This window comes from Anaerococcus nagyae (assembly GCF_040364225.1).
GTDB lineage: Bacteria > Bacillota > Clostridia > Tissierellales > Peptoniphilaceae > Anaerococcus > Anaerococcus nagyae.
Map to the genome: position 1 here is coordinate 855652 of NZ_AP031484.1, position 21250 is coordinate 876901.

The 21250-nt window shown below is 27.5% G+C and carries 20 protein-coding genes; 14 read left to right on the forward strand and 6 right to left on the reverse strand.

All coding sequences use genetic code 11. The features are described from left to right. Positions 1–18 precede the first annotated feature (18 nt). The 4 genes from ABXG81_RS04150 to ABXG81_RS04165 all read left to right on the forward strand — a co-directional run bounded on the left by ABXG81_RS04150 (position 19) and on the right by ABXG81_RS04165 (position 2866). The gene (locus ABXG81_RS04150) at positions 19–735 is read left to right on the forward strand and encodes a DUF5058 family protein (RefSeq protein ID WP_209813688.1); all 717 of its coding nucleotides are present in this window, start codon (positions 19–21) and stop codon (positions 733–735) included. Next, positions 735–1454 carry a hypothetical protein gene (locus ABXG81_RS04155; RefSeq protein ID WP_353529202.1) on the forward strand — a complete coding sequence of 240 codons (720 nt, stop codon included), beginning with the start codon at positions 735–737 and terminating at the stop codon, positions 1452–1454. The genes ABXG81_RS04150 and ABXG81_RS04155 overlap by 1 nt, the downstream gene beginning before the upstream one ends. A gap of 116 nt (positions 1455–1570) precedes the next feature. Continuing rightward, a complete protein-coding gene (locus ABXG81_RS04160; protein WP_209813690.1) occupies positions 1571–2164 on the forward strand; it encodes a TVP38/TMEM64 family protein in 594 nt (197 codons plus the stop codon). 75 nt (positions 2165–2239) lie between these two features. After that, complete coding sequence (locus ABXG81_RS04165) at positions 2240–2866, forward strand: TVP38/TMEM64 family protein (RefSeq protein WP_316122216.1); 627 nt, start codon at positions 2240–2242, stop codon at positions 2864–2866. Positions 2867–2925: 59 nt separating this feature from the next. Here the strand turns inward: ABXG81_RS04165 and ABXG81_RS04170 are convergent, their stop codons facing one another. From ABXG81_RS04170 to ABXG81_RS04180, 3 genes are all read right to left on the reverse strand, one after another. After that, positions 2926–4683, reverse strand: a complete 1758-nt coding sequence (locus ABXG81_RS04170; RefSeq protein ID WP_353529203.1) for an ABC transporter ATP-binding protein — start codon at positions 4681–4683, stop codon at positions 2926–2928. Next, a complete protein-coding gene (locus ABXG81_RS04175) occupies positions 4676–6421 on the reverse strand; it encodes an ABC transporter ATP-binding protein (protein ID WP_316122218.1) in 1746 nt (581 codons plus the stop codon). Before ABXG81_RS04175 ends, ABXG81_RS04170 begins: the two co-directional genes overlap by 8 nt. A gap of 250 nt (positions 6422–6671) precedes the next feature. Beyond that, the gene (locus ABXG81_RS04180) at positions 6672–7298 is read right to left on the reverse strand and encodes a hypothetical protein (protein ID WP_209813696.1); all 627 of its coding nucleotides are present in this window, start codon (positions 7296–7298) and stop codon (positions 6672–6674) included. Between the two features lie 65 nt (positions 7299–7363). On the opposite strand from ABXG81_RS04180, the gene ABXG81_RS04185 reads away from it, so the two are divergent. Together ABXG81_RS04185 and holA are read left to right on the forward strand one after the other, a co-directional pair. Then, on the forward strand, positions 7364–9544 hold the full coding sequence (locus tag ABXG81_RS04185) for a DNA internalization-related competence protein ComEC/Rec2 (protein WP_353529204.1): 2181 nt from the start codon (positions 7364–7366) through the stop codon (positions 9542–9544). Continuing rightward, positions 9541–10560 (forward strand): DNA polymerase III subunit delta, encoded by a 1020-nt coding sequence (gene holA / locus ABXG81_RS04190; RefSeq protein WP_117521054.1) that lies wholly within the window; start codon positions 9541–9543, stop codon positions 10558–10560. The genes ABXG81_RS04185 and holA overlap by 4 nt, the downstream gene beginning before the upstream one ends. Positions 10561–10624: 64 nt before the next feature. On the opposite strand, the gene rpsT is transcribed toward holA, so the two are convergent. Continuing rightward, positions 10625–10894, reverse strand: a complete 270-nt coding sequence (rpsT, locus tag ABXG81_RS04195; protein WP_117521056.1) for a 30S ribosomal protein S20 — start codon at positions 10892–10894, stop codon at positions 10625–10627. A gap of 156 nt (positions 10895–11050) precedes the next feature. Here rpsT and lepB point away from each other — a divergent pair, with 156 nt between their 5' ends. Together lepB and lepA are read left to right on the forward strand one after the other, a co-directional pair. After that, positions 11051–11683: a signal peptidase I gene (lepB, locus tag ABXG81_RS04200; RefSeq protein WP_117521058.1), complete on the forward strand. Its 633-nt coding sequence runs from the start codon at positions 11051–11053 to the stop codon at positions 11681–11683. Positions 11684–11686: 3 nt separating this feature from the next. Beyond that, the gene (gene lepA / locus ABXG81_RS04205) at positions 11687–13510 is read left to right on the forward strand and encodes a translation elongation factor 4 (RefSeq protein ID WP_353529205.1); all 1824 of its coding nucleotides are present in this window, start codon (positions 11687–11689) and stop codon (positions 13508–13510) included. A 26-nt stretch (positions 13511–13536) separates the two neighbouring features. Here the strand turns inward: lepA and ABXG81_RS04210 are convergent, their stop codons facing one another. Next, the gene (locus ABXG81_RS04210; RefSeq protein ID WP_353529206.1) at positions 13537–14415 is read right to left on the reverse strand and encodes a zf-HC2 domain-containing protein; all 879 of its coding nucleotides are present in this window, start codon (positions 14413–14415) and stop codon (positions 13537–13539) included. Next, positions 14405–14893 carry a sigma-70 family RNA polymerase sigma factor gene (locus tag ABXG81_RS04215; protein WP_353529207.1) on the reverse strand — a complete coding sequence of 163 codons (489 nt, stop codon included), beginning with the start codon at positions 14891–14893 and terminating at the stop codon, positions 14405–14407. Before ABXG81_RS04215 ends, ABXG81_RS04210 begins: the two co-directional genes overlap by 11 nt. Before the next feature lie 129 nt (positions 14894–15022). Here ABXG81_RS04215 and ABXG81_RS04220 point away from each other — a divergent pair, with 129 nt between their 5' ends. The 6 genes from ABXG81_RS04220 to grpE all read left to right on the forward strand — a co-directional run bounded on the left by ABXG81_RS04220 (position 15023) and on the right by grpE (position 21242). Then, entirely contained in the window at positions 15023–15976 is a 954-nt protein-coding gene (locus tag ABXG81_RS04220) for a 3-hydroxyacyl-CoA dehydrogenase (RefSeq protein WP_209813706.1), read from the forward strand. A gap of 409 nt (positions 15977–16385) precedes the next feature. Next, a complete protein-coding gene (locus ABXG81_RS04225) occupies positions 16386–17543 on the forward strand; it encodes an AI-2E family transporter (protein ID WP_117521068.1) in 1158 nt (385 codons plus the stop codon). Positions 17544–17593: 50 nt separating this feature from the next. Next, positions 17594–18325: a hypothetical protein gene (locus ABXG81_RS04230; RefSeq protein ID WP_117521070.1), complete on the forward strand. Its 732-nt coding sequence runs from the start codon at positions 17594–17596 to the stop codon at positions 18323–18325. Between the two features lie 99 nt (positions 18326–18424). Beyond that, complete coding sequence (gene hemW / locus ABXG81_RS04235) at positions 18425–19549, forward strand: radical SAM family heme chaperone HemW (RefSeq protein ID WP_117521072.1); 1125 nt, start codon at positions 18425–18427, stop codon at positions 19547–19549. 80 nt (positions 19550–19629) lie between these two features. Continuing rightward, the gene (gene hrcA, locus ABXG81_RS04240; RefSeq protein WP_117521074.1) at positions 19630–20643 is read left to right on the forward strand and encodes a heat-inducible transcriptional repressor HrcA; all 1014 of its coding nucleotides are present in this window, start codon (positions 19630–19632) and stop codon (positions 20641–20643) included. A gap of 14 nt (positions 20644–20657) precedes the next feature. After that, positions 20658–21242 (forward strand): nucleotide exchange factor GrpE, encoded by a 585-nt coding sequence (grpE, locus tag ABXG81_RS04245; protein WP_117521076.1) that lies wholly within the window; start codon positions 20658–20660, stop codon positions 21240–21242. The last annotated feature ends 8 nt before the right edge of the window (positions 21243–21250 follow it).

Here is a 21250-nt window from a genome sequence, read left to right on the forward strand (position 1 = left end):
TTATATTAAGGAGGGTCTATGAATATTTTTGATATCTTAAATAGTAAATTACTTTACGTATTAGTAGCTATTGGGCTTTTAGTCATCTTTTTAATATGTATTTTGTTCTTTGTTCGTGCAAAAAAACGTGCAAAGGAATTAGATATACCAGATGAGAAAGTAAAAGCTACAATAAAAAGTTCTTTGGTATTTTCTATAGTACCATCTATTGCGGTTATAATTGGACTTATAACCCTTACACCGCTTTTAGGTATACCATGGCCTTGGTTTAGGTTATCAGTTGTGGGATCATTACCTTATGAACTTACAGCAGCGGAGCTTGCTGTAAAGGGACTTGGTTATCCTGATCTCGCTTCATATCAAGGATCAACTGATATAAGTGCTATAGGTACAATAATGTTTACCATGTCCATCTCAATTTTAGGAGGAATGCTATTTAATATATTTTTTCTAGAAAAATATCACAAAAAAGTTTCGGGTGTAGGTACCAAACCATCTCCATTTAGAGAGTTAGCACTTTCTGTATTAACTTTTGGAATGGTTACAGTATTTTTTCCTATAGAATTTTTAAAATCAAAAACTCATGCTGCAGTAGCAATAACTTCTATTTTAGTAACAATAATACTTGGAAAAGTATCAAAAAAATATAATATTTCTTGGTTATCTGATTTCATAATGAGTTTTGCTCTAATAATTGGGATGGCAGCAGGAGTGTTTTTTGAGGGGGTACTATAATGGCTAATAATAAATCTTATATGGATAATACCTACAGACTTGGAAGAATAGCTACAATTATTTGTATTGCAATAATGTTTGTTATACCATCAGTAATATGTACGGTTTATAGTATTTGGCCATCATTTGATTCTGTTATGGGTGCAGCAGGACCACTTCTTGCAATATTTTTACCTACTGCTTTAGCTGAACAACTATCAATGATACCACTTACAGGGAATTCAGCTTATTTAAATTCCATTATGGGAAATGTAACCAATATTAAATTTCCAGCATATTTATCAGCTTTATCTTCTGTTGATCAAGATCCTGGTACAGAAGAGGCAGATGTTATAGGAATGATTGCAGTATGCATATCTGGTATGACCACTATGGTTATAATATTTCTTGGTGTAATACTTTTAGTTCCACTTAGTCCTATACTAACTAGTCCTACTGTTAAAACAGCAACTAATTATATTATGCCAGCACTGTTTGGATCAATGTTGGTTGGGACCTTAATGAATAAAACAGCTGGTAGCTATAAGGCTGAGAAAAAACCATTAATTGGGGTCATAGATTTAGCTATAGTATTTATAATAAACATATTTATAGTAAATCTAGATAGAAAACAAGGATATGCAATGGTTGGGGTAATGTTGCTATCAGTGCTATTAGCCTATATCTTTTATAAGAAAGGAATAATAGAACTAGAATTCAAAGAAAAAAATAAGCAATAAACTTGTTTTATATTCGCTAATGGTGTATCATTATACATGATACACCTTATTTATTTAGTATCTTAAATAAATCATTAATATATAGTCAGATAATAGTTTATATATGAGAAGGTAATATGAGGAATTTTTTAAAAAATAACATTTACAATATAATCTCACTTTTAATATTTATAGGTTTTTGCTTACTAGGTTATTTAGGATATAAGAAGGGGCTGTTTGATTCTATAGAAAGTTTTAGAAACTATGTATTATCCTTTGGACCTTGGGCATTTTTAGTTTTTTTTATAGCAAATATTATGCAGGTAGTAGTTCCTGGGGTACCTGGTGGTATTATACTTGCCTTTGGTGTTATTACCTTTGGTGCACTTAAAGGTTTTATATATAATTATTTATCAATCTGCATAGGATGTCTAATTAACTTTACAATATCTAGGACTTTTGGACAAAGTTTGGTATTAAAAATTTTTGGAGAAAATACTTTTAATAAATATAAAGATAAAATAAAAGATGAAACTTATGAAAAGTTTTTTGCTTTAGCAATTCTATTGCCAGCTGCTCCTGACGATTTTTTGTGTTATTTGTCAGGACTTAGTAATATGAGCTTTAAGAAGTTTGCACTAATAATTTTCTTTTGTAAACCACCATCAATATTTTTATACTCAATGGCGTGGTACTTTGGATTTGATTGGTTTATGAATAAATTTAGTTAAATATTATATAATTTACTTTATTAAAGAATAATAAAGAAAATTTGATGTTGACAAGGTATATGAAAGGATGTATTATTGTATTATAATAATAATACAGGATTAGAAGGTTATATGATAAAATTTCTTAAAAAAAATATATGCAATATTATAGCAATAATAGTTCTTTTAATACTAACTGTACTTGGGTACATGGGTTACAAACATGGATTATTTAATTCTATTGACACTTTTAGAGATTTTATATTATCTTATGGTGCTTGGGCAAATATTATTTTTATGATTGTGCAAGTAACCCAAATAGTTGTTCCTATAATACCAGGTGGATTAACTACTATTTTTGGAGTTGTTATCTTTGGACCACTATGGGGATTTATTTACAATTATATATCCATTTGTTTTGGATCTATGTTGGTGTTTTTTATATCCAGAACATTTGGAAAATCAATTGTACTAAATTTATTTGGTGAAGATACTTTTGATAAATATAAGCATAAGATAAGAGATAAGACTTATGAGAAGTTTTTTGCTTGGGCTATTTTATTACCTGTAGCTCCAGATGATTTTCTATGCTACTTAACTGGCTTATCTGATATGAGTTTTAAAAAATTTTCAACTATAATTCTTTTATGTAAGCCCCCTTCAATATTCTTATATTCAATGGGATGGGCAATGGGATTAGAGTGGATAGTTAATAAAATATAATTTAAAAAGGAGTACTTACAAAATAATGATAATCCATTATCTTGTAAGTACTCCTTATTTTATGTATATAGTTCCTTTTGTGTGTTAAACATTTCTGCGTATAGCTTATTGGCTTTTAGAAGTTCAGTGTGACTTCCATTTTCTTCAATGTGACCATTATTACAAACAATAATTCTATCAGCATATTTAGTAGAAGACAATCTATGGGATATGAAGAGTGATGTTTGATCTTCTGTAATTTTTAGCATATTTTCGAATATTTCTTGTTCGCTACGAGGGTCAAGAGCACTTGTTGGTTCATCCATAATTATAAATTTACCTTTGTGTTGCATGGAACGTGCTAAGGCTAATTTTTGACCTAAACCACCTGATGGAGATACTCCGTTATTGTCAAAGACAGTCGTTAAATAATTCTCTTTTCCATTTGGTAGATTGTCAACCCATTTTTTGATATTAAGCAGTTTAAATGAAGCATCCATTTGTTCATAATCACATTTATTAATATCATCTTTTATGTTTGTAGCAACATTCTCATCTATTCTAAATGGAAATAATCTAAAGTCCTGAAAGGTAGGGGATAGGATTTTATAATAATATTTTGTATCTATATCTTTTATATTGGTGTCGTTTAGTAAAATTTCACCACTGCTAGGTTCATAAAATTTACATAAAAGCTTTACTATAGTAGATTTACCAGCACCATTTCGCCCAACGAGAGCTACAGTTTCACCAGGGTTAATTATAAATGAACAATTTTTAAGTATATAATCATTACTTGATGGGTACTTAAATGATACATCCTTAAATTCTAATCTTACTGTTGATAGATCTATATCATTTATATCTCCTTCTTCGTGGGAATCCTCAATATCTAAAAATTCATATAATGTATTTAATGATACATTTAATCCAGCTAAGTCGGCATAATATTGCTGAAAAGATTGTAAGGCCTCAATGAGCTTATTTAAGCAATTAAAATACAAAGTGAAATTTGATATTGTTATTGTATTTTGAATAAGTCTATAAGTAATATATATGAATGATCCTACTATGCCCATATTATTTATTATATTTATTAGACCAAGCATAGCTCCATTTTTTGTAAAATACTTATGGTTAGCTTTAAACATTTCATTCATATGATATGCAGCTTTTTCAAGAATCATCTTCTCTGCATTAAAAATTTTAATATCTTTAGAGTATTTATAATCTTTTGCAAATTTAAAATAGTAATTATAAACTCTTATATCTCCAGCAGATCTTTTTTGATAGTCTTTCTCATTATCTTTAATTATTTTAGATAAGGGTTTATTTAATATTACTAAGATAATTAAAATAAGTGGTATTATAAAATTTAGTTTAATTAATATAACTATAGAAAAAATACCAGTTATAACTGCTCCTGAAGCGAAGGACATAAATTCTAGTAGGGAATAGGTACTTCCTACTGCATACAAGGCTTGTTGAGTCTTATCTTGGATAGACTTAGAATCTGTCATTTCGATAGGCAGACTTAAAACTTTCTCATTTACTTTATAAGATAGTTCATCATTAAATACTTGCATAGTTCTTTCATAATAATTATTTGAGTATAGATTTATAATTTTATTTAGAAAAGCTAATACTAAAGCAATTAATGCGATCATAAACATAATATTTAAGCGTCTTAAGTTTTGATATTCATCTATTATTAATTTTGGAGCAATTACATTGAATATGGGTAGTAAACCAGTAAGCAAAGAAAGTATTATGGTTTTCTTAATAAAGCCTTTGTGATTTTTATCTATAAGTTTAAAAAGTTTTATAAAATTACGCATTAGCTTCCTCCTTATAATTTTTGGCTTGAATATCAAATAGTTCTTTATATTCGCCATTTTTTGACATTAACTCGTCATGAGTTCCTTCTTCAGTGATCTCACCATTTTTTAAATATATAACTTTATCACAAAATTTAGTGGAAGCTAGTCTATGAGAAATGAATATACTAGATTTATCTTCAGTTATTGAATTATAAAGCTCATATAATTCCTTTTCAGCAATAGCATCTAATTGAGCAGTTGGTTCATCTAATATTAAAATATGAGAAGAAGATTTATTTATAGCACGAGCCAAAAACAATCTTTGTTTTTGGCCACCAGATAAGTCTATGCCATTATCATCAAGAGTTCTTAGAAGTATTTGCTCATCCTCATTATCATATTTATCAACTAAGAAATCTAAGCCAGTTTTTTTATAAATTTTTGATAAGTCTTTTTTATCGGTATTCATAGCTACATTTTCCCTAATGCTATAAGGCATTACTAAAGTATCTTGAAATACTGCAGAAACTAAGTCTTTCCTGTCGATATTATAAGAATTTATATCCTCTCCATTTAGTAAAATTTTTCCACTAGTAGGCTCATAAAGTCCTGCCAATATCAGAGCTAGAGTACTTTTTCCAGCTCCATTTTCTCCTACAATAGCGATGCTTTCATTGTTATTAAGCTTTAAGTTTATATTTTTCAAAGTATACGTGTTAGATTTAGGGTATTTAAAGTAAACATTTTTAAATTCTATATCTATTTTAGAAAAATTAACTTTTTTATAATTATTGACAGGTTTATCTAGAGTTTTAAAATAGTATTTGAATAGGTTTAAATCTCTAACTAAATAAGCAGACTGATCAGCTAGATTGTCAACGATAATTACAAAAGAAAATAAGCCAGTAAACAAAATATAAAATTTTGATAGTCTTATGTTTCCATTTTGAAGATTGGATATTAGCCAATAGAAAATAGGTACATCACGGATTAAAGATATGGCCTTAGCCTTTAAATTGAGTGTAAAAACTTTACTGTTTGATTTCACAAATTCATTATCCCAGTGTTTTGTAATACTGGAATAATACTTTTTAAACAACGTATTATAATCATACATAAGTATATCAAGCTTGCTAATTGGACTTTGAAGTTCATAGTTTAATTGCTGTAATTGTTCCCATGTATAATCAATGTCATTCCAAAAAGCATCATATATAAATGTCGTTTTATATATGAATTTACAAGAGAAAAACGTTAATACTATCATATAAATTATTAGCCACCATTCTAGAGCTGTAAATATCCAAAGATAACCAATTAAAGATATGATTAAACCAAAAATTAAAGGCATATGAAGAATTATTCCTCCAAAACCATCAAAGGGATATTGTATTGATCTTATAGCGTCAGTAATGATCTCTTTATATTTCTTATCTTGTTGTTTTGAGTATGACAAACTAAGGCTATAATTTATAATGTTTGTATTTAGCCCATAGCGTAGATTATTCATTCTCATCCTGTAATTGCCAGTTAAGAACGAGTTTAAGAATTTCATTAAAGATGTTAGGATAAATAATCCTATAAAAAATGGAATAAAAAATTCTAATCCTTTGTCCTTATTATCTATAACATAGGCAGGAGCAAATATCCATATGAATGGCAAAACACCATTGATTATGGAATTAAGGATTACTATTACATACATAAAAGGGTCTTTGGACCACATTTGATTTAAAATAAATTTTAGTTCTTTCATAAGTGTAGGAATATTCCCACGACCTCCTTGTCTTTTATTTATAGTCAAAGCAAGGAGTTATATGTATTTACTTTGACTATTGGATACTTACCTTTACTATTCTTTGATTTAAATTAATATTCATTTTTATCCTCCTTCTTATATATTTGATAAGATTATAGCATGATAAAAATTATTTGTAAATATGTAAAAAAGTTGTAGAAAAATTTATATAAAAAAAGATGGCTTAATTGCCATCTAAAAATACAGGTTAATATAAAATATCATTACCAGCTATAAATTCAATTTCGATATCGGTACCAAAAGTTTCGCTATGTATAATCTTAAAAGCCCTGACTTTACTAGTATTATCAAAGCATAGATTGTTATTAATTACTTCACCCAATGGAGCAATAGATGTTATCCCTTGCTTGTTATATATAGGAAGTGCCTTAGCTATAATAAAATTTACTTGATCTTCGATTAATGATATATCAAGTTTATCATAAAATTCACTAATCTTAAGTACTGCTCTTTCTTCGCTTAGCTGTAATTTTATATCTTTGAAATTATAGAAAACCCCCATAACTATTTTAAAAATTATGTAAGCAGTATTATAGGATAAATTTTTCATTCTATTTTTCATATTTAGTTTAAGTATAACTTCAGATTTGTTTGGTTTACCTTTTACTAGATGTATTATATTGTCTCTCTTTTCATCTATTGAAAGTATTTCTAAATCTAGGATACTTCCCTTATCTTCCAAAAGATAAGAATTTTTAGGCATAAAGATAGTCCTATCTAATATAATTTGTGTATTATTGTCTTGAATACGTCTTGATATTATATTTGCCTTAATTTCTTCTATTTCTGGATATTCTAAGTATAGTTTTTGCATAAGCTACCTCATTTTCACCTCTAATCATTTAAATACATATGATATAATATACCCGAGGTTAGGCTATGAGAAAGAAATATTTTTTACTTTTATTAGGTTTATTAATAGGGATAGGTTTATTTATAAATTTTGAAAGCCTCAATCCACTCTATATTCTATTTGGTTCATTAACTTTTACTATGATTTTATTTTTAATAAATAAAAATCTAATAATAGTTCCATTAGCTTTACTATTAGGATTTAATCTAGCTTTATTTAAATTTAATAAATATAGTTTGAAAGATAAAAATCCACAAAAAGCAGAGATTACTATTTTAGAAAAACGAAGTAGTAAAGAAGGGTTTAGATACTTTGTAGATGTTAGAACAGTTGATAGTAAAGAGAAATCAGTTCTATTTGCTGCTGATGATTTTGATATAGGAGATATTTTATTAGTTAAGATTATTCCTAAAATCCCTAATAGAAATACTAATCCTAATCTTTTTAATTATAGAAATTATTTGATATCTAAGAATATAGCAAGTAGCTTAGAGATTGATAAAGTATATGCAAGATCTAAAAGTTCGTTATTAGGGCTTAAACTTAGAAATAAGTTTTACAATTATGTACATAATCTTTTTGATCATAACTTAAGTAAGAATTCTGCAAATTTTGCATTTTCTGTAATTTTAGGTGAAAATTTGATTCAAAATGAGGATATAAAAGACTTAGGTTTAGCACATATACTCGCAGTTTCAGGTTTACATATAGATATGTTAGTTGCTTTTATATTATTCATAGTCAATAAGTTTAATATAAATTATAAGTATGGTTATGGATTTGCTTTGTTAATATGTTTAGTGTATGGATATTTAATATCTTTTCCTTTTTCTGTAATAAGAGTTTTAATAATAAATCTAATAGGCTTTTTATCCTTTTTGTTTCAAATGCCTGAAGATAAGTTAAAGTCTTTATTGATTGCTGCAAATTTAATATTGTTAATCAATCCGTTTGCTTTTTTGAATGCAGGATATGTTTTATCATTTATAGCGACTAGTGCAGTTTATTTGGTATATCCTAAGCTAAAGATTTATTTAAAAGATAATATGCTTTTAAATAGATTAGGATTTACAACTAGTATTCAGCTTGCAGTGTTGCCATTTATTATATATTATTATGGAAAAGTTAATTTACTTGCTGTTATAGCAAACTTTTTAATCCTTCCTTTATTTACTATTAGCATGTATGCAATATTTATAGCAATTATAAGTTATCCACTATTAAAAATAGTACTTTTACCTGTATTTAATCTAATAGATTATTTATTAGCATCTATATTAAATTTAACGAGTATTTTAAACAGTATCTCTGTTTTTGCGTTTGAATTTGCTCATCCAAATATATTGGTTTCTTTGTATTTGTATGTGCTAATAGTAGTAATGCTTTATATGAAAAAATCTAATAAAATCCTACTAAAGCATTTTTATATAGTTAATATTTTCGTGGTTATAATAAGTTTATTATATGAAAGTGTTAATAATGAAATAAGTTATTCTATGATTGATATAGGCCAAGGAGATGCATTTTTAATAAATGATGGTGGAGATTATTATTTAATTGATGTTGGGGGACCTAAATATGATTCTTATGATTCTGGTGAAAAGATATTAGTGCCTTATTTGAAGTCATTAGGCATAAAAGAGATTAATGCTGTTTTCATAAGTCATGAAGACAATGATCACTGTGGGAACTTGCCAATTTTATATAATAATTTTAAAATTAATAATCTTATCACTGGTCCATATAATACTGATGGATTAAGAGAATACCATCCTATAGCTATGCATAAAAATAATAGAATGAAACTAAAAAATGGTTATATAGAATGTATTTTTGAGGGTAGCATGGGAGAAGAGAATGCTGAATCTTTAGGTCTTTTAGTAAATATTAAAGGTGTGAAAATTCTTAGTATGGGAGATTTGCCTAAGGAATATGAGGACACTCTTGATATAGAAGCAGATGTATTAAAGATTTCTCACCATGGTTCAAAAACTTCAACTTCTAAAAGTTTCGTAGAAAAAGTTAATCCAAAGGTTGCCTTAATTTCAGCTGGCCGCAACAATAGATATGGACATCCTACTAAGGAAGTATTAGATAATCTTGAAGGTGTTAAAATTTATAATAGTCAAGAAAGTGGTATGGTTAAAATAGTTTTTGGCAATAGTACAAAGATAGAAAGTTACTTAAAAGGCGGATACTTTAAATGAATTATAAAGAATTTATGACCAATTTAATAAATGATAATGTATCAGGAGTTTATTTATTCGATTCTAAAGAAGAGTTTTTAAATGATACTATAATTGAAGAAGTAAGATCTAAAATTTCTATAATAGATTTTAACTTGATTGAAATAAAAGGAAGCAAAGATATTGAAACTATAAAAAATTCTTATGAAACTTATCCAGTAATGGAGGATAAGAAATATATAATCTGGAGAAATATAGACTTATCTAAAAATTCTATTAAAGAGTACGATGGTATTCTTGATGGACTTATCAAAGATGTAAAAGACTTTCCACCTTATGCAACTTTACTAATATTTTCCGATAACTCACCTTTCAAAGGTAAATTTTATAAATCTATTGATAAGAATGGAACAATTGTAAGAATTGATAGGCTAAATCAAAGAGAGCTTGAATCTTTTATTGGTAAGAGATTTGTAAGAAGTGGTAAAAAAATTCAAAGATCTTTAGTGACAGAAATAGTAGAAAGATTTTCTTATATTAATAAACAAAGTGAGTTAGATCTTTATGAAGTAGTTAATACAGTTGATAAAATCATATCTAATTCAAGTGAAGAAATAGTTAAAAGAGAAGATGTTTTAAATCAATTAGATGAAATTTTAAATTTAAATATTTTTAATCTTACCGATGCTATAAGTTCAAAAAATAGTAGAGAGGCTAGTAAAGTTTACTTACAAATGGTTAGATCTAACGAAGATCTTTTTATGATTTATCATATGATTATAAGACAAATTAGAAATCTTATTGGTGTAAAGAGCTTATATTTAAATGGTTTTAATGATAGTTTTATAATGAAGAACATAGGAATAGGAAGTTTTGAACTCAAAAAGCTTAAGAATTTCTCTAGAAATTTTTCTTTAAATGAGCTATTTGATATTCATTCAAGATTATTTGATATGGAATATAGACAAAAGTCGGTTGATTTTAATATGAGAATGGAAATATTATTATTGATTAACATAATTACTAATAATATTTAAAAAAATAATGAGCGATAATCAGTAGTCATATGTGAGGATCCAATACTGATTATTGCTCATTTTATTATGCATTTTGTGCGTTATTGATTGCTCTTTGTAATCTAGAAGTTGTTCTAGCTACTTTATTTTTGTGAATTATATTTTTAGCTTCTGCTTGTTTCATTTTTTTATCAACATGTCTAAAAATTTCACGAGCTTCGTCAACATTCCCAGCTTCTATAGCTTCATCAAATTTTTTGATGTAAGTTTTAATTTCAGATTTTTTAGATTTATTTCTTAAAGTATCTCTTTTTGTAGTTTCGATTCTTTTTTGAGCTGATTTAATATTTGCCATTATTTCACCCTCTTTCTTTTATATCTCTTTTGCTTGACTGATATATCTTACCATAAACTAGAAATACTTACAAGTCTTGTCTATGATAATAATATATTTTTTTGTAGTTTTACTATTTTAGTTTATAATATAATAATGAAATGAAAGGAAATATGTATGTCTAATAATAAAGAAAATGAAAAAGTTGTTATAAAATCAGATTCAGTAGCGAAAGAAAAAGTTAAAAAAAAGAATAAGAAAGATGAAGAAAAAGATGGCCCTTTAGAATTGCTTAAATCTATTCTTATAGCCTTAGCTATAGCTATATTTATAAAAGCTTTTATAATGGATGCAACTAATATATCTGGTAATTCTATGCTAAATACTCTTCATGATGGGGATATGCTTTTAGTAAATAAAATCTCAAAGAACTTTACTGATTACCATAGAGGACAGATAGTAATTTTAAAAGCACCTGATTATCCAAATAGACTATATGTAAAAAGAGTTATAGGACAGCCAGGTGATACCATAACTCTTAAAGACGAAAAAGTTTATGTAAATGGTGAACAATTAAATGAATCTTATACTTCAGTAGACTATACCCTACAAACAAGTGAAGATTATGAATGGAAACTTTTAGATAATCAATATTTTGTTATGGGTGATAATAGACTAGAAGGGGCAAGTAACGATTCAAGAAATTTTGGCCCTATTAATAAAAGTGAAATAGTAGGTCATGCCTTTGTTAGAATTTATCCATTTAGTGATATAGGAAAAATAGATAATAATCCATACGGAAATGAGTAATAAATGACAAAAAGAAAAGATAATATAAGAAATTTCTCTATAATAGCCCATATTGATCATGGTAAGTCTACTTTAGCAGATAGGCTTATAGAAAAATCAGAACATTTATCTGAAAGAGAAATGACCAATCAAATGCTTGATGATATGGAACTTGAGCGTGAACGTGGGATAACTATTAAACTTAAATCTATAAAAATTCATTACAAAGCAAAAGACGGAGATATATATGATTTAAACTTAATAGATACTCCTGGTCACGTTGACTTTAACTATGAAGTATCTAGATCTCTTAAAGCTTGCGAAGGTGCGATATTAGTTGTGGACTCCAGTCAAGGAGTAGAGGCACAAACTTTAGCTAATACATACTTAGCTTTAGAGCAAGATTTAGAAATACTACCAGTATTAAATAAAATAGACTTACCTTCATCTAGAATTGATGAAGTAAAAGCAGAAATTGAAAGTCAAATAGGCCTTGATACTGAAGGAATACCATTAGTTTCTGCTAAAACAGGTTTAAATATTGAAGATGTTTTAGAAGATATAGTAAATAATGTACCTGCTCCAGAAGATCATGATGATAAGCCTCTTAAGGCTTTAATATTTGATTCATACTACGATTCTTATCGAGGAGTAATCTGCTATGTAAGAATCTTTGAAGGTGTAGTTAGACCTGGTGATGAAATCAAAATGATGAATACTGGGAAAAAATACGAAGTTAACTCTGTAGGTTATACTATGAAAACTCGTATTGAAACCAATGAACTTCGCAGTGGTGATGTAGGTTTTATAGAAGCAAGTATCAAGGAAGTTAAGGATGCTAGAGTAGGTGATACTATAACATCTGCAAATAATCCTACTGATAATCCACTTTCTGGTTACAAGGAAGTATTACCTATGGTATATTCAGGTATATATCCAGCAGAAGGGGAAAGCTTTGATAAGCTCCGCGATGCTTTAGAAAAACTCCAAGTAAATGATGCAGCACTAGTATTCGAACAAGAAAATTCACAAGCCCTAGGAGTTGGACTTCGTTCAGGATTTTTAGGACTACTACATATGGATATAATTACTCAAAGATTAGAACGTGAGTATGACCTAAATATTATAGCTACAGCTCCATCAGTTATTTATAAGTTAAAGTTAAAAGGTAATGAGGAAGAAAAAGAAATTCAAAATCCTAATGATTTTCCAGATCCAACTATTATAGAATATATTGAAGAACCTATTACCAGAGCTGAGATAATAACACCATCAGATTATATAGGACAAGTAATGAATCTTTCTCAAAATCGTCGTGGAGAGATGATTGATATGAACTATATTGATGAAAAAAGAGTTTCTATTAAATATAAGCTCCCACTTAATGAAGTTATATATAACTTTTTTGATAGTCTAAAATCAAGGACGCGTGGATATGCTTCACTAGATTATGAAGTAATAGGTTATAAACCATCAGATCTTGTTAAACTTGAAATTCTAATAAATGATGAAGTGGTAGATGCTCTTTCAATAATAGTTCATAGGGATAGTGCCTATGCTAGAGGACGAGGAATAGTAGAAAAATTAAAAGATGAAATACCACGTCAACAATTTGCAATACCTATACAAGCAGCAATTGGTGGTAAGGTAATTGCAAGAGAAACTGTAAAAGCACTTAGAAAAGATGTGATTGCTAAGTGTTATGGCGGGGATATTTCAAGAAAGAAAAAACTTCTTGAAAAACAAAAAGAAGGTAAAAAACGTATGCGTCAGTTAGGAAGCGTAGAGGTACCACAAGATGCTTTCCTTGCTGTATTAAAATATGATGATGAGAATAATGATAAATAAACGACTAAAGCGGCTAAAAGCCGCTTTTATATTTCTAACTTATGACTTGATTTTTGTTTAAGATATAAAGTTATTGAATATATAAATAGGTATATAGCAAGTGCAGTTAATATAATAAATATAAAATCTCTAACAGGATAGTTACTAGATAAATTTTTGCCCTTTACAAAAAATGTAGAAGCTATGTATGAAAAAGGAATAGAAATTATTCTAATTTTATTATATACACTTAATTTTTTAAAGAATGTTAATATAAGTATAATAGAAATTCCTAGAATTATTAAAGCTAACTTAGCATATATACCTAGTATTAATCTAGGAAGAGCTACTGTACCACCACTTTCAAAAACTCTACTTGGATCATATAAGATTTTATTAGTATTTTCTCCATTATTTGTATAAGCGATAATATCAACATCATCTTTAGGTATTTTTAGCCCAACGTATCTATTATTTGATTTTTTGTCTATTTTTGTGGTGTAACCATCTACATAATAGATGTTATATCCGTCATAGGTATCCATGTCAGTATCTACACGAGTGACTTCATCACTAAATTCTATATTTACATTTTCATTATCTGATTTTATATTTATCAAATTATCCTTATAATCAATCGGTATTGGCTTGCTGACATATGATATTATTATTAAAAAAATACTCACTAACAAGGATATGATCATAAGAACTAGATTTTTCTTATCTTTTTTTATTGTATTATTTAAAAAATATAAAGATTCATTTTCATTTTTTATTTCCATATCAGTATTATTAGCTAACAAGTTATAATAATTTCTACAAGAACTGCAAGTTTTTAAATGTTCTTTTACAAGTTTCTTTGTTTCGTCACTTAACATGTTTTCCTTATATAATGGGATTAAATCGCGTATTACCTTACATTCCATAATCTTCCTCCATAATAATTTTAAGTTTTTCTTTTGCCCTATAAAAGTTTACGCATGCCCGATTAGGAGATTTGTTGTATATTATTGCTATTTCTTTAAAACTTAAGCCAGCTAGCCTAAGCTTAGTAATTTCCTTATATGGTTCATTTAATTTTTCAATTGAAGTTTTTAGATTCTGCTTTTCTTCATTAGCTAACAATTCGTTTTCAAATGATTCGATACCTTTATCAAAATCTTCAATATCAGCAGTTGAAATATAAATTTTATTGTGTTTGTAATAGTTTATATAAGTATTTTTAGCAATAGTAAAAAGATATGATTTAAGATTTGAAATATTTTCAAACTTACCTGGGTTATTAATAACTTTTAAAAAAGTTTCACTGGTTATATCTTGGGAAATCTCCTTATTTTTTGTAAAGGAAAGCATGAATTTATATATGTCATCAAAATATATATGATAAATCTTTTCTATATCCATTTTGCCCTCCTTACTTATATAACAATTTACTTAGTAAAATATTACACTATTTAATATATTTCATAAAATAATTGCGTTATTTTCTTAGATCTGGGTATCTTTTTAGATAGGAATATAAAGGAGAAACTTATGAAAATTAAAAATGTAACAATAGCAGGTGGAGGAGTGCTTGGTGCTCAGATAGCTTATATAACTGCTTTTCATGGATACAATGTCACTATTTGGGGAAGAAGTGAAGGATCTATTGAAAGAGTTAGACCTCGTATAGATAAATTGCATGAGATTTTTAGCAAAGAATTAGAAATAGCTCCTTCATATATTGGAGCTAAAAATCCAGATTATCCTAGATCATTTTTTAATGATAAATCAGAGATAACTGAGAAAAGAATTACTGAACTTAAAGAGATTAACCAAGATACTTATAATGGTATGAATTACACTACTGATTTAGATGAAGCTTTTGCAAATGCAGATTTAGTAATAGAAGCTATAGCAGAAGTAGTAGATGAGAAAAAAGCTTTTTATCAAAAAATTACACCATATTTAAAAGATGATGCGATTTTGGTTACAAATTCATCAACACTTTTACCTTCTACATTTAGAGATTATACAGGTAGACAAGAGAGATTTTTAAGTTTGCACTTTGCAAATTCAATTTGGAGACAAAACTTAGCTGAAGTAATGGGTCATGATAAAACTAGTGAAGAAGTTTTTGATATAGTGGTAGAATTTGCAAAATCTATAGGAATGTATCCAGCTATAATAAAAAAAGAACAGCCTGGATATATATTAAATTCTATTTTAGTTCCATTTATAGATGCTGGTTTAAGGTTATATGGTGATGATATAGCCAGTCCACATGATATAGACATGGACTGGAAACTTGGAACAGGATCACCTCGTGGACCTTTTGAAATAATAGATATAGTTGGAATTACAACAGTAATTAATATTACAAGTGCTAATCCAGAATCTAAAGATCCAAACTCAGCATTGGCTAAAGCAGTAGAAAAACTAAAAGAAAGAGCTGATAAAGGACTTAAGGGTGTAGAAAGTGGGGAAGGATTCTATAAATATAATTAGTCAATAGAATAGCTTTCCAGAAATTGGAAAGCTATTTTTTAATATTATTATTGGTAATAACGACCTCTATATTATTTTCATCAAAATTATGGAAAAAATCATAGTAATTAGGAATATATTTTCAAGTATAAGTGGTATGCCGGTATTGAGAGTTTATAATTTAAGAGTTTTTTATAAAAATGCTAATGACTTTTCCGTTATCTATTTTAAAAGCTAAGCGAAAATTATTAAGATTTCTTTTTATTATTTATACTTTTCCAAAACTTACAGCATCATTAGGTACGAGTTTTTTTCTAAATCTATATCTTAGCTTATTAATTCTTTATCCTTATAAAAATTTTATTTATATATTTTATTAACAATGCTAGCATGATATAATATTTTTAAATAAAAAATTTAAGGAAAGATTATGGATGAAAAAAAATTATACGAAAGAATTATTTTAAGAAGCTTAATAATATTAATTAGCGTTTTACTTGTTATATATTTAGCCCCCAAAATTGTAAGTGGCTTATTACCTATTATTTTGGCTCTAGTTTTAGTTGCCTTATTAAACCCTTTTATAAGGAAAATTGGTGAAATTATTCCTATTAAAAATAGTATAATATCATATATCGTTGGGACTATATTACTAATTTTAATATTGCTTTTATTGATATGGTTCTTTCAAATTATAATATCTCAATTAGTTGGTCTTGTGGGCAATATTATAAAAAATTGGCCCTTAATTGTAAAATCTGTAGATTCTTGGGTGGATTCGGTAAATTCAAAGATTAAAGTTTTACCACCTTTTGTATCTAAGGCTATTCAATCAGGACTTGACTCTGCCTATAGTTCTTTGGCGAGTTTACAAAAAAATGCAGTCAATATTACACTAGGCTTTACAACAGCTTTTATAAATACATCTAATGATTTAATATTCTTTATAATTACTTTTATAGTCGCTTTTTACATAATATTAGGAGATATGCAAGAGGCCTCAAATAAGTATAATTCTGCTATTCCAGAATATTCAAAAGCAAATATCAGTCTAATTAGAACAGTTTTTAAAAACTCTACATGGAATTATATAAAGTCTCAATTAAAGTTGGCTTTATGGTGTTTTATACTAATGGCCATAGTATTAAAACTTTTAGGACAGCAATACTATATACCTATTGCTATCTTATTAGGATTTGTAGATCTTTTACCTATGATAGGACCTATCATTATTATGCTGCCGTGGACAGCAGTAGAACTTTTTATATTTAATAATATGCAAAAAGGTATTGGCTTATTTATATTGTTGATATTTTGGACTAGCTTCAGGCAAGTAATCACTCCAAAGGTAATTGGAGATTATGCGGATATTCATCCTATCTTATCAGTAATATCTCTTTATGCAGGTCTTAAGCTATTTGGAGTAAAGGGGGCTATCCTTGCTCCTATTTTAGTAATATTTATAGTGGGAATTTATAGATCTGGAATTCTAGATAATTGGCTTTATGACTATAAATTATTTTTTAATTATATCCATAAAACTTTGAATATTAACAAGAGAGAAAATAATACTGCTGAAGATAAATAAATTAGTAGTATAATAAAAGCGATGATAATTATTATCAATAAGGAGATGGAATGGACAAATATCAAGTTAAGATTTTAGATATAAAAGAAGAATATAAAAATGTTTTTACTTATACTTTAGAAAAACCAGATGCATTAAAGTGGGAGGAAGGTAGCAGCTTTCATCTAGCTTTACCTGGCTATGATAAAGATAAGGAAATTAATAAAAAATTGGTTCATCATTTAAGCATTAATACTTTAGATGATGAAGATAATATTAGGTTTACTACGAAAATTCCTATAAGAAAATCACTTTTTAAAAAGACTTTATCTAAATTAAAGGTTGGAGATAGTGTGACTATTTATAAAATAAGATCTCATATGGGACTTAAACGAGAAGATAGGCCAATTGTTTTACTATCTCAGGGCATAGCTATGTCTACTATTAGACCTTTAATTAAAAAATTTGAAAAAGATAGTGATGGTATTCCCGAGCTTATATGTGTAAATGTAAATAATAAGGATACACATTTATACGAAAGTGATTTTAAAGATGTAGATGGTTCATTATTTGTAAAATATTGGCTAGAAACAAGGAATGAATATTTAGCAAAGATAAAAGAATTAGCAAGTACAAAAGAAAAGTCATATTTTTATGTAGTGGGTAGTGAAAATTTTGTACTTGATAGTCTATACACATTAAGAGAATCTGGAATTAAAGATGATAGTATTATAATTGATAAAAATGAAGAAAAACGAGGTATTGTATTTACTACATTAGAAAATTATAAGTTTATTGCTTAATATACTTAAAATATAAACTCTTCCTTAGCTTAAGAATTTATTTAAGGAAGAGTTTATTTTTATTCTTATAATTTTAGAATAATAAGAGAAGGTAGAGATATGGAAAAAGTAGGATGCTATATTCACATTCCTTTTTGTCACAAAAAATGTTATTACTGTGATTTTTGTGCATACATGAATGTGGAAAATAGGATAGATAATTACATTAATAATTTGACAAGAGAAATAGAGCTATATCAAGATAAATTATGTGTAGACATAGATTCTATTTATCTAGGAGGTGGTACTCCTTCTTATATAGATAGTAAATACATAGAGAGTATTGTAAAGACTTTACATAATTTTAATTTAGATAATCTAAAAGAGTTTACTATAGAATGTAATCCAAATTCTATTAATAAGGATAAGCTATTGTTATATAAGGATTTAGGTATAAATAGAATATCTCTAGGAGTCCAATCTTTTGACGATAAAGTTTTAAGATCTATAGGTAGAGATCATAGTTCAGAAATTGCCATATCTGATATAGAACTTATTAGAAACACAGGTTTTGATAATTTAAGTTTTGACTTAATGCTAAACTTACCAAATCAAGATTATAAATCAATTAAGAATGATTTGAATATAGTAAAAAGTATTAGTCCGGAACATATATCTTGGTATTCTCTAATTGTAGAAGAAGGTTCTAGATTTTATACCTTAAATAAAAAAGGTAAATTGAATTTAATGGATGATGATATAGAAGTTGATATTTTTGATGAGCTTATAGAAAATCTTGATCAAATTGGCCTTAAGCGTTATGAGATATCAAATTTTGCCAAAAAAGGATTTGAATCATACCACAACAAAAAATATTGGGAAGGTAATGGATATATTGCCTTTGGTATGAGTGCTGCAGGATATCTTGGAAATTATAGATACAATAACACCAAAAATTTTATTCATTATAATAATATGATTAATAAAAATAAACTTCCTATAGAGAATATTGAAATAATTGAAAGCCAAGAAAAAGAAATAGAATATATAATTTTTAAATTAAGAGAGATTTCGGGTATTAATCTTAAGGCATTTAAAGATAAGTTTGGAGTAGACTTTATAGATAAGTATAAAGACGAGATTAATCAATTCATAGATTTAGATTATTTCATAATAGATGATAACTTTAGATTTAGTAAAAAAGGAATGGATTTATCTAACCAATTTTTATCTCTTATCATTTAAATTTTTCTTCTTGACAGGCATATATTAGCTAGTATATTATTATTAGCAGTCGATACTAAAGAGTGCTAAAGGAGAAAACTTTGAATGATAGAAAACTTAAAATATTATTCTCTATCATAAACTCTTACATTATAGATGGCGAGCCAATAGGTTCTAAAAGCCTTGCTGATGAATACAATTTAAACATTTCTCCAGCTACTATTAGAAATGAGATGAGTGCACTTGAAAAAATGGGTCTTATAGAAAAAGCTCATTCGTCAAGTGGTAGACTTCCTTCTGATAAGGGTTATAGAATGTTTGTTGATTATATCTTAGAAAATGAACTTGAAGATATAAAAAATGTAAAGCAAAATAATGCTTTTGTAAACTTACTTGATAAAAGATATCACAATGCAACAGATATTGTCGAGACTGCAACTAAGGTACTTGCTGACATGACTAATCTAACAGCAGTATCCCTAACTTTAAAAAACGAAATTAAAACGATAGTAAATATGGAGCTTATAAGATTATCTGATAGTCAAATTTTACTTTTGGCAGTCTTTGATAATGGGCTTATAGTAAATGAAAGTATTTATTTAGATTATAGTATAAGCCCCGAGGAGCTTTTGTTTATAAATAACGTTCTTAAAGAAACTATGGTAGGAACTGATATCAACGAGGTTTATGATAAGCTGATATTACTTAAAAAGGACTTGCTAAGTGAATATAGTTTTTTACTAGATATCATTAAGACGAGGCTTAAGGGTCAATCTTTTGGAAAGTTAAGTAGAGAATTACAAATTGAGGGCTTAGGTAATATTTTTAATTTTAAAGAGTATGATGATTTAGCCAAAGCTCGTGATTTTATAAAAATGTTTGACAGTAAAGAAAAAGTCGATAGCTTTTTAAAAAATAATTTAGATAATAACCTTGATATTAGTATAGGATATGAAAACAAGCTAGATGAACTTAAAGAAAGTACAGTTATAACCTCATATTTTAAAATAAATGAGGAGGTTGTAGGCCAAATTGGTATAGTAGGACTTACACGTATTAATTATATAGATGTCATATCAGATATTATGATGATATCAGGACTATTAAATAAATAAGAGAGGGCGCAATCGTGGATAAAGAAAATAAAAATGATGAAAACCTGATTGATGATGAAGACATTATAGATGAGAATTTAGAAAATGATGAAGAATTTATTGATGGTGAAATTGTTGATGATGAAGATCAAATTATTGATGAAAGCTATGATTCTTCTGATCTAAATGATGATGTTATTGAAGAAGATTTCAATGAATTTAAAGATAAATATCAAAGACTACTAGCAGATTTTACTAATTATAAACAAAGGGAAGAGGCTTCAAAGGCTGATTTCAAAAAGTATGCTGTAGGTAATCTAGTTGAAAAACTCTTACCAGTTTTAGATAACTTTGATAGAGCACTAAAAGATCAAGATCCTGAAGATGGACTTGTTAAGGGAATAGTAATGACTCGTGATGAGATGATAAGAGTTTTAGAAAAAGAAGGACTTGAGCTTATTGAATCTGATGGATGTTTATTTGATCCAAATATTCATCAAGCTGTTTTAGCAGAAGATTCTGATAAGGTTGAAAGTGATCATATTATTGAAACATTCCAAAAAGGATATAAATTAAACAATAAAGTTATAAGACCAGCTATGGTTAAAGTGGCAAAATAGGAGGCTTA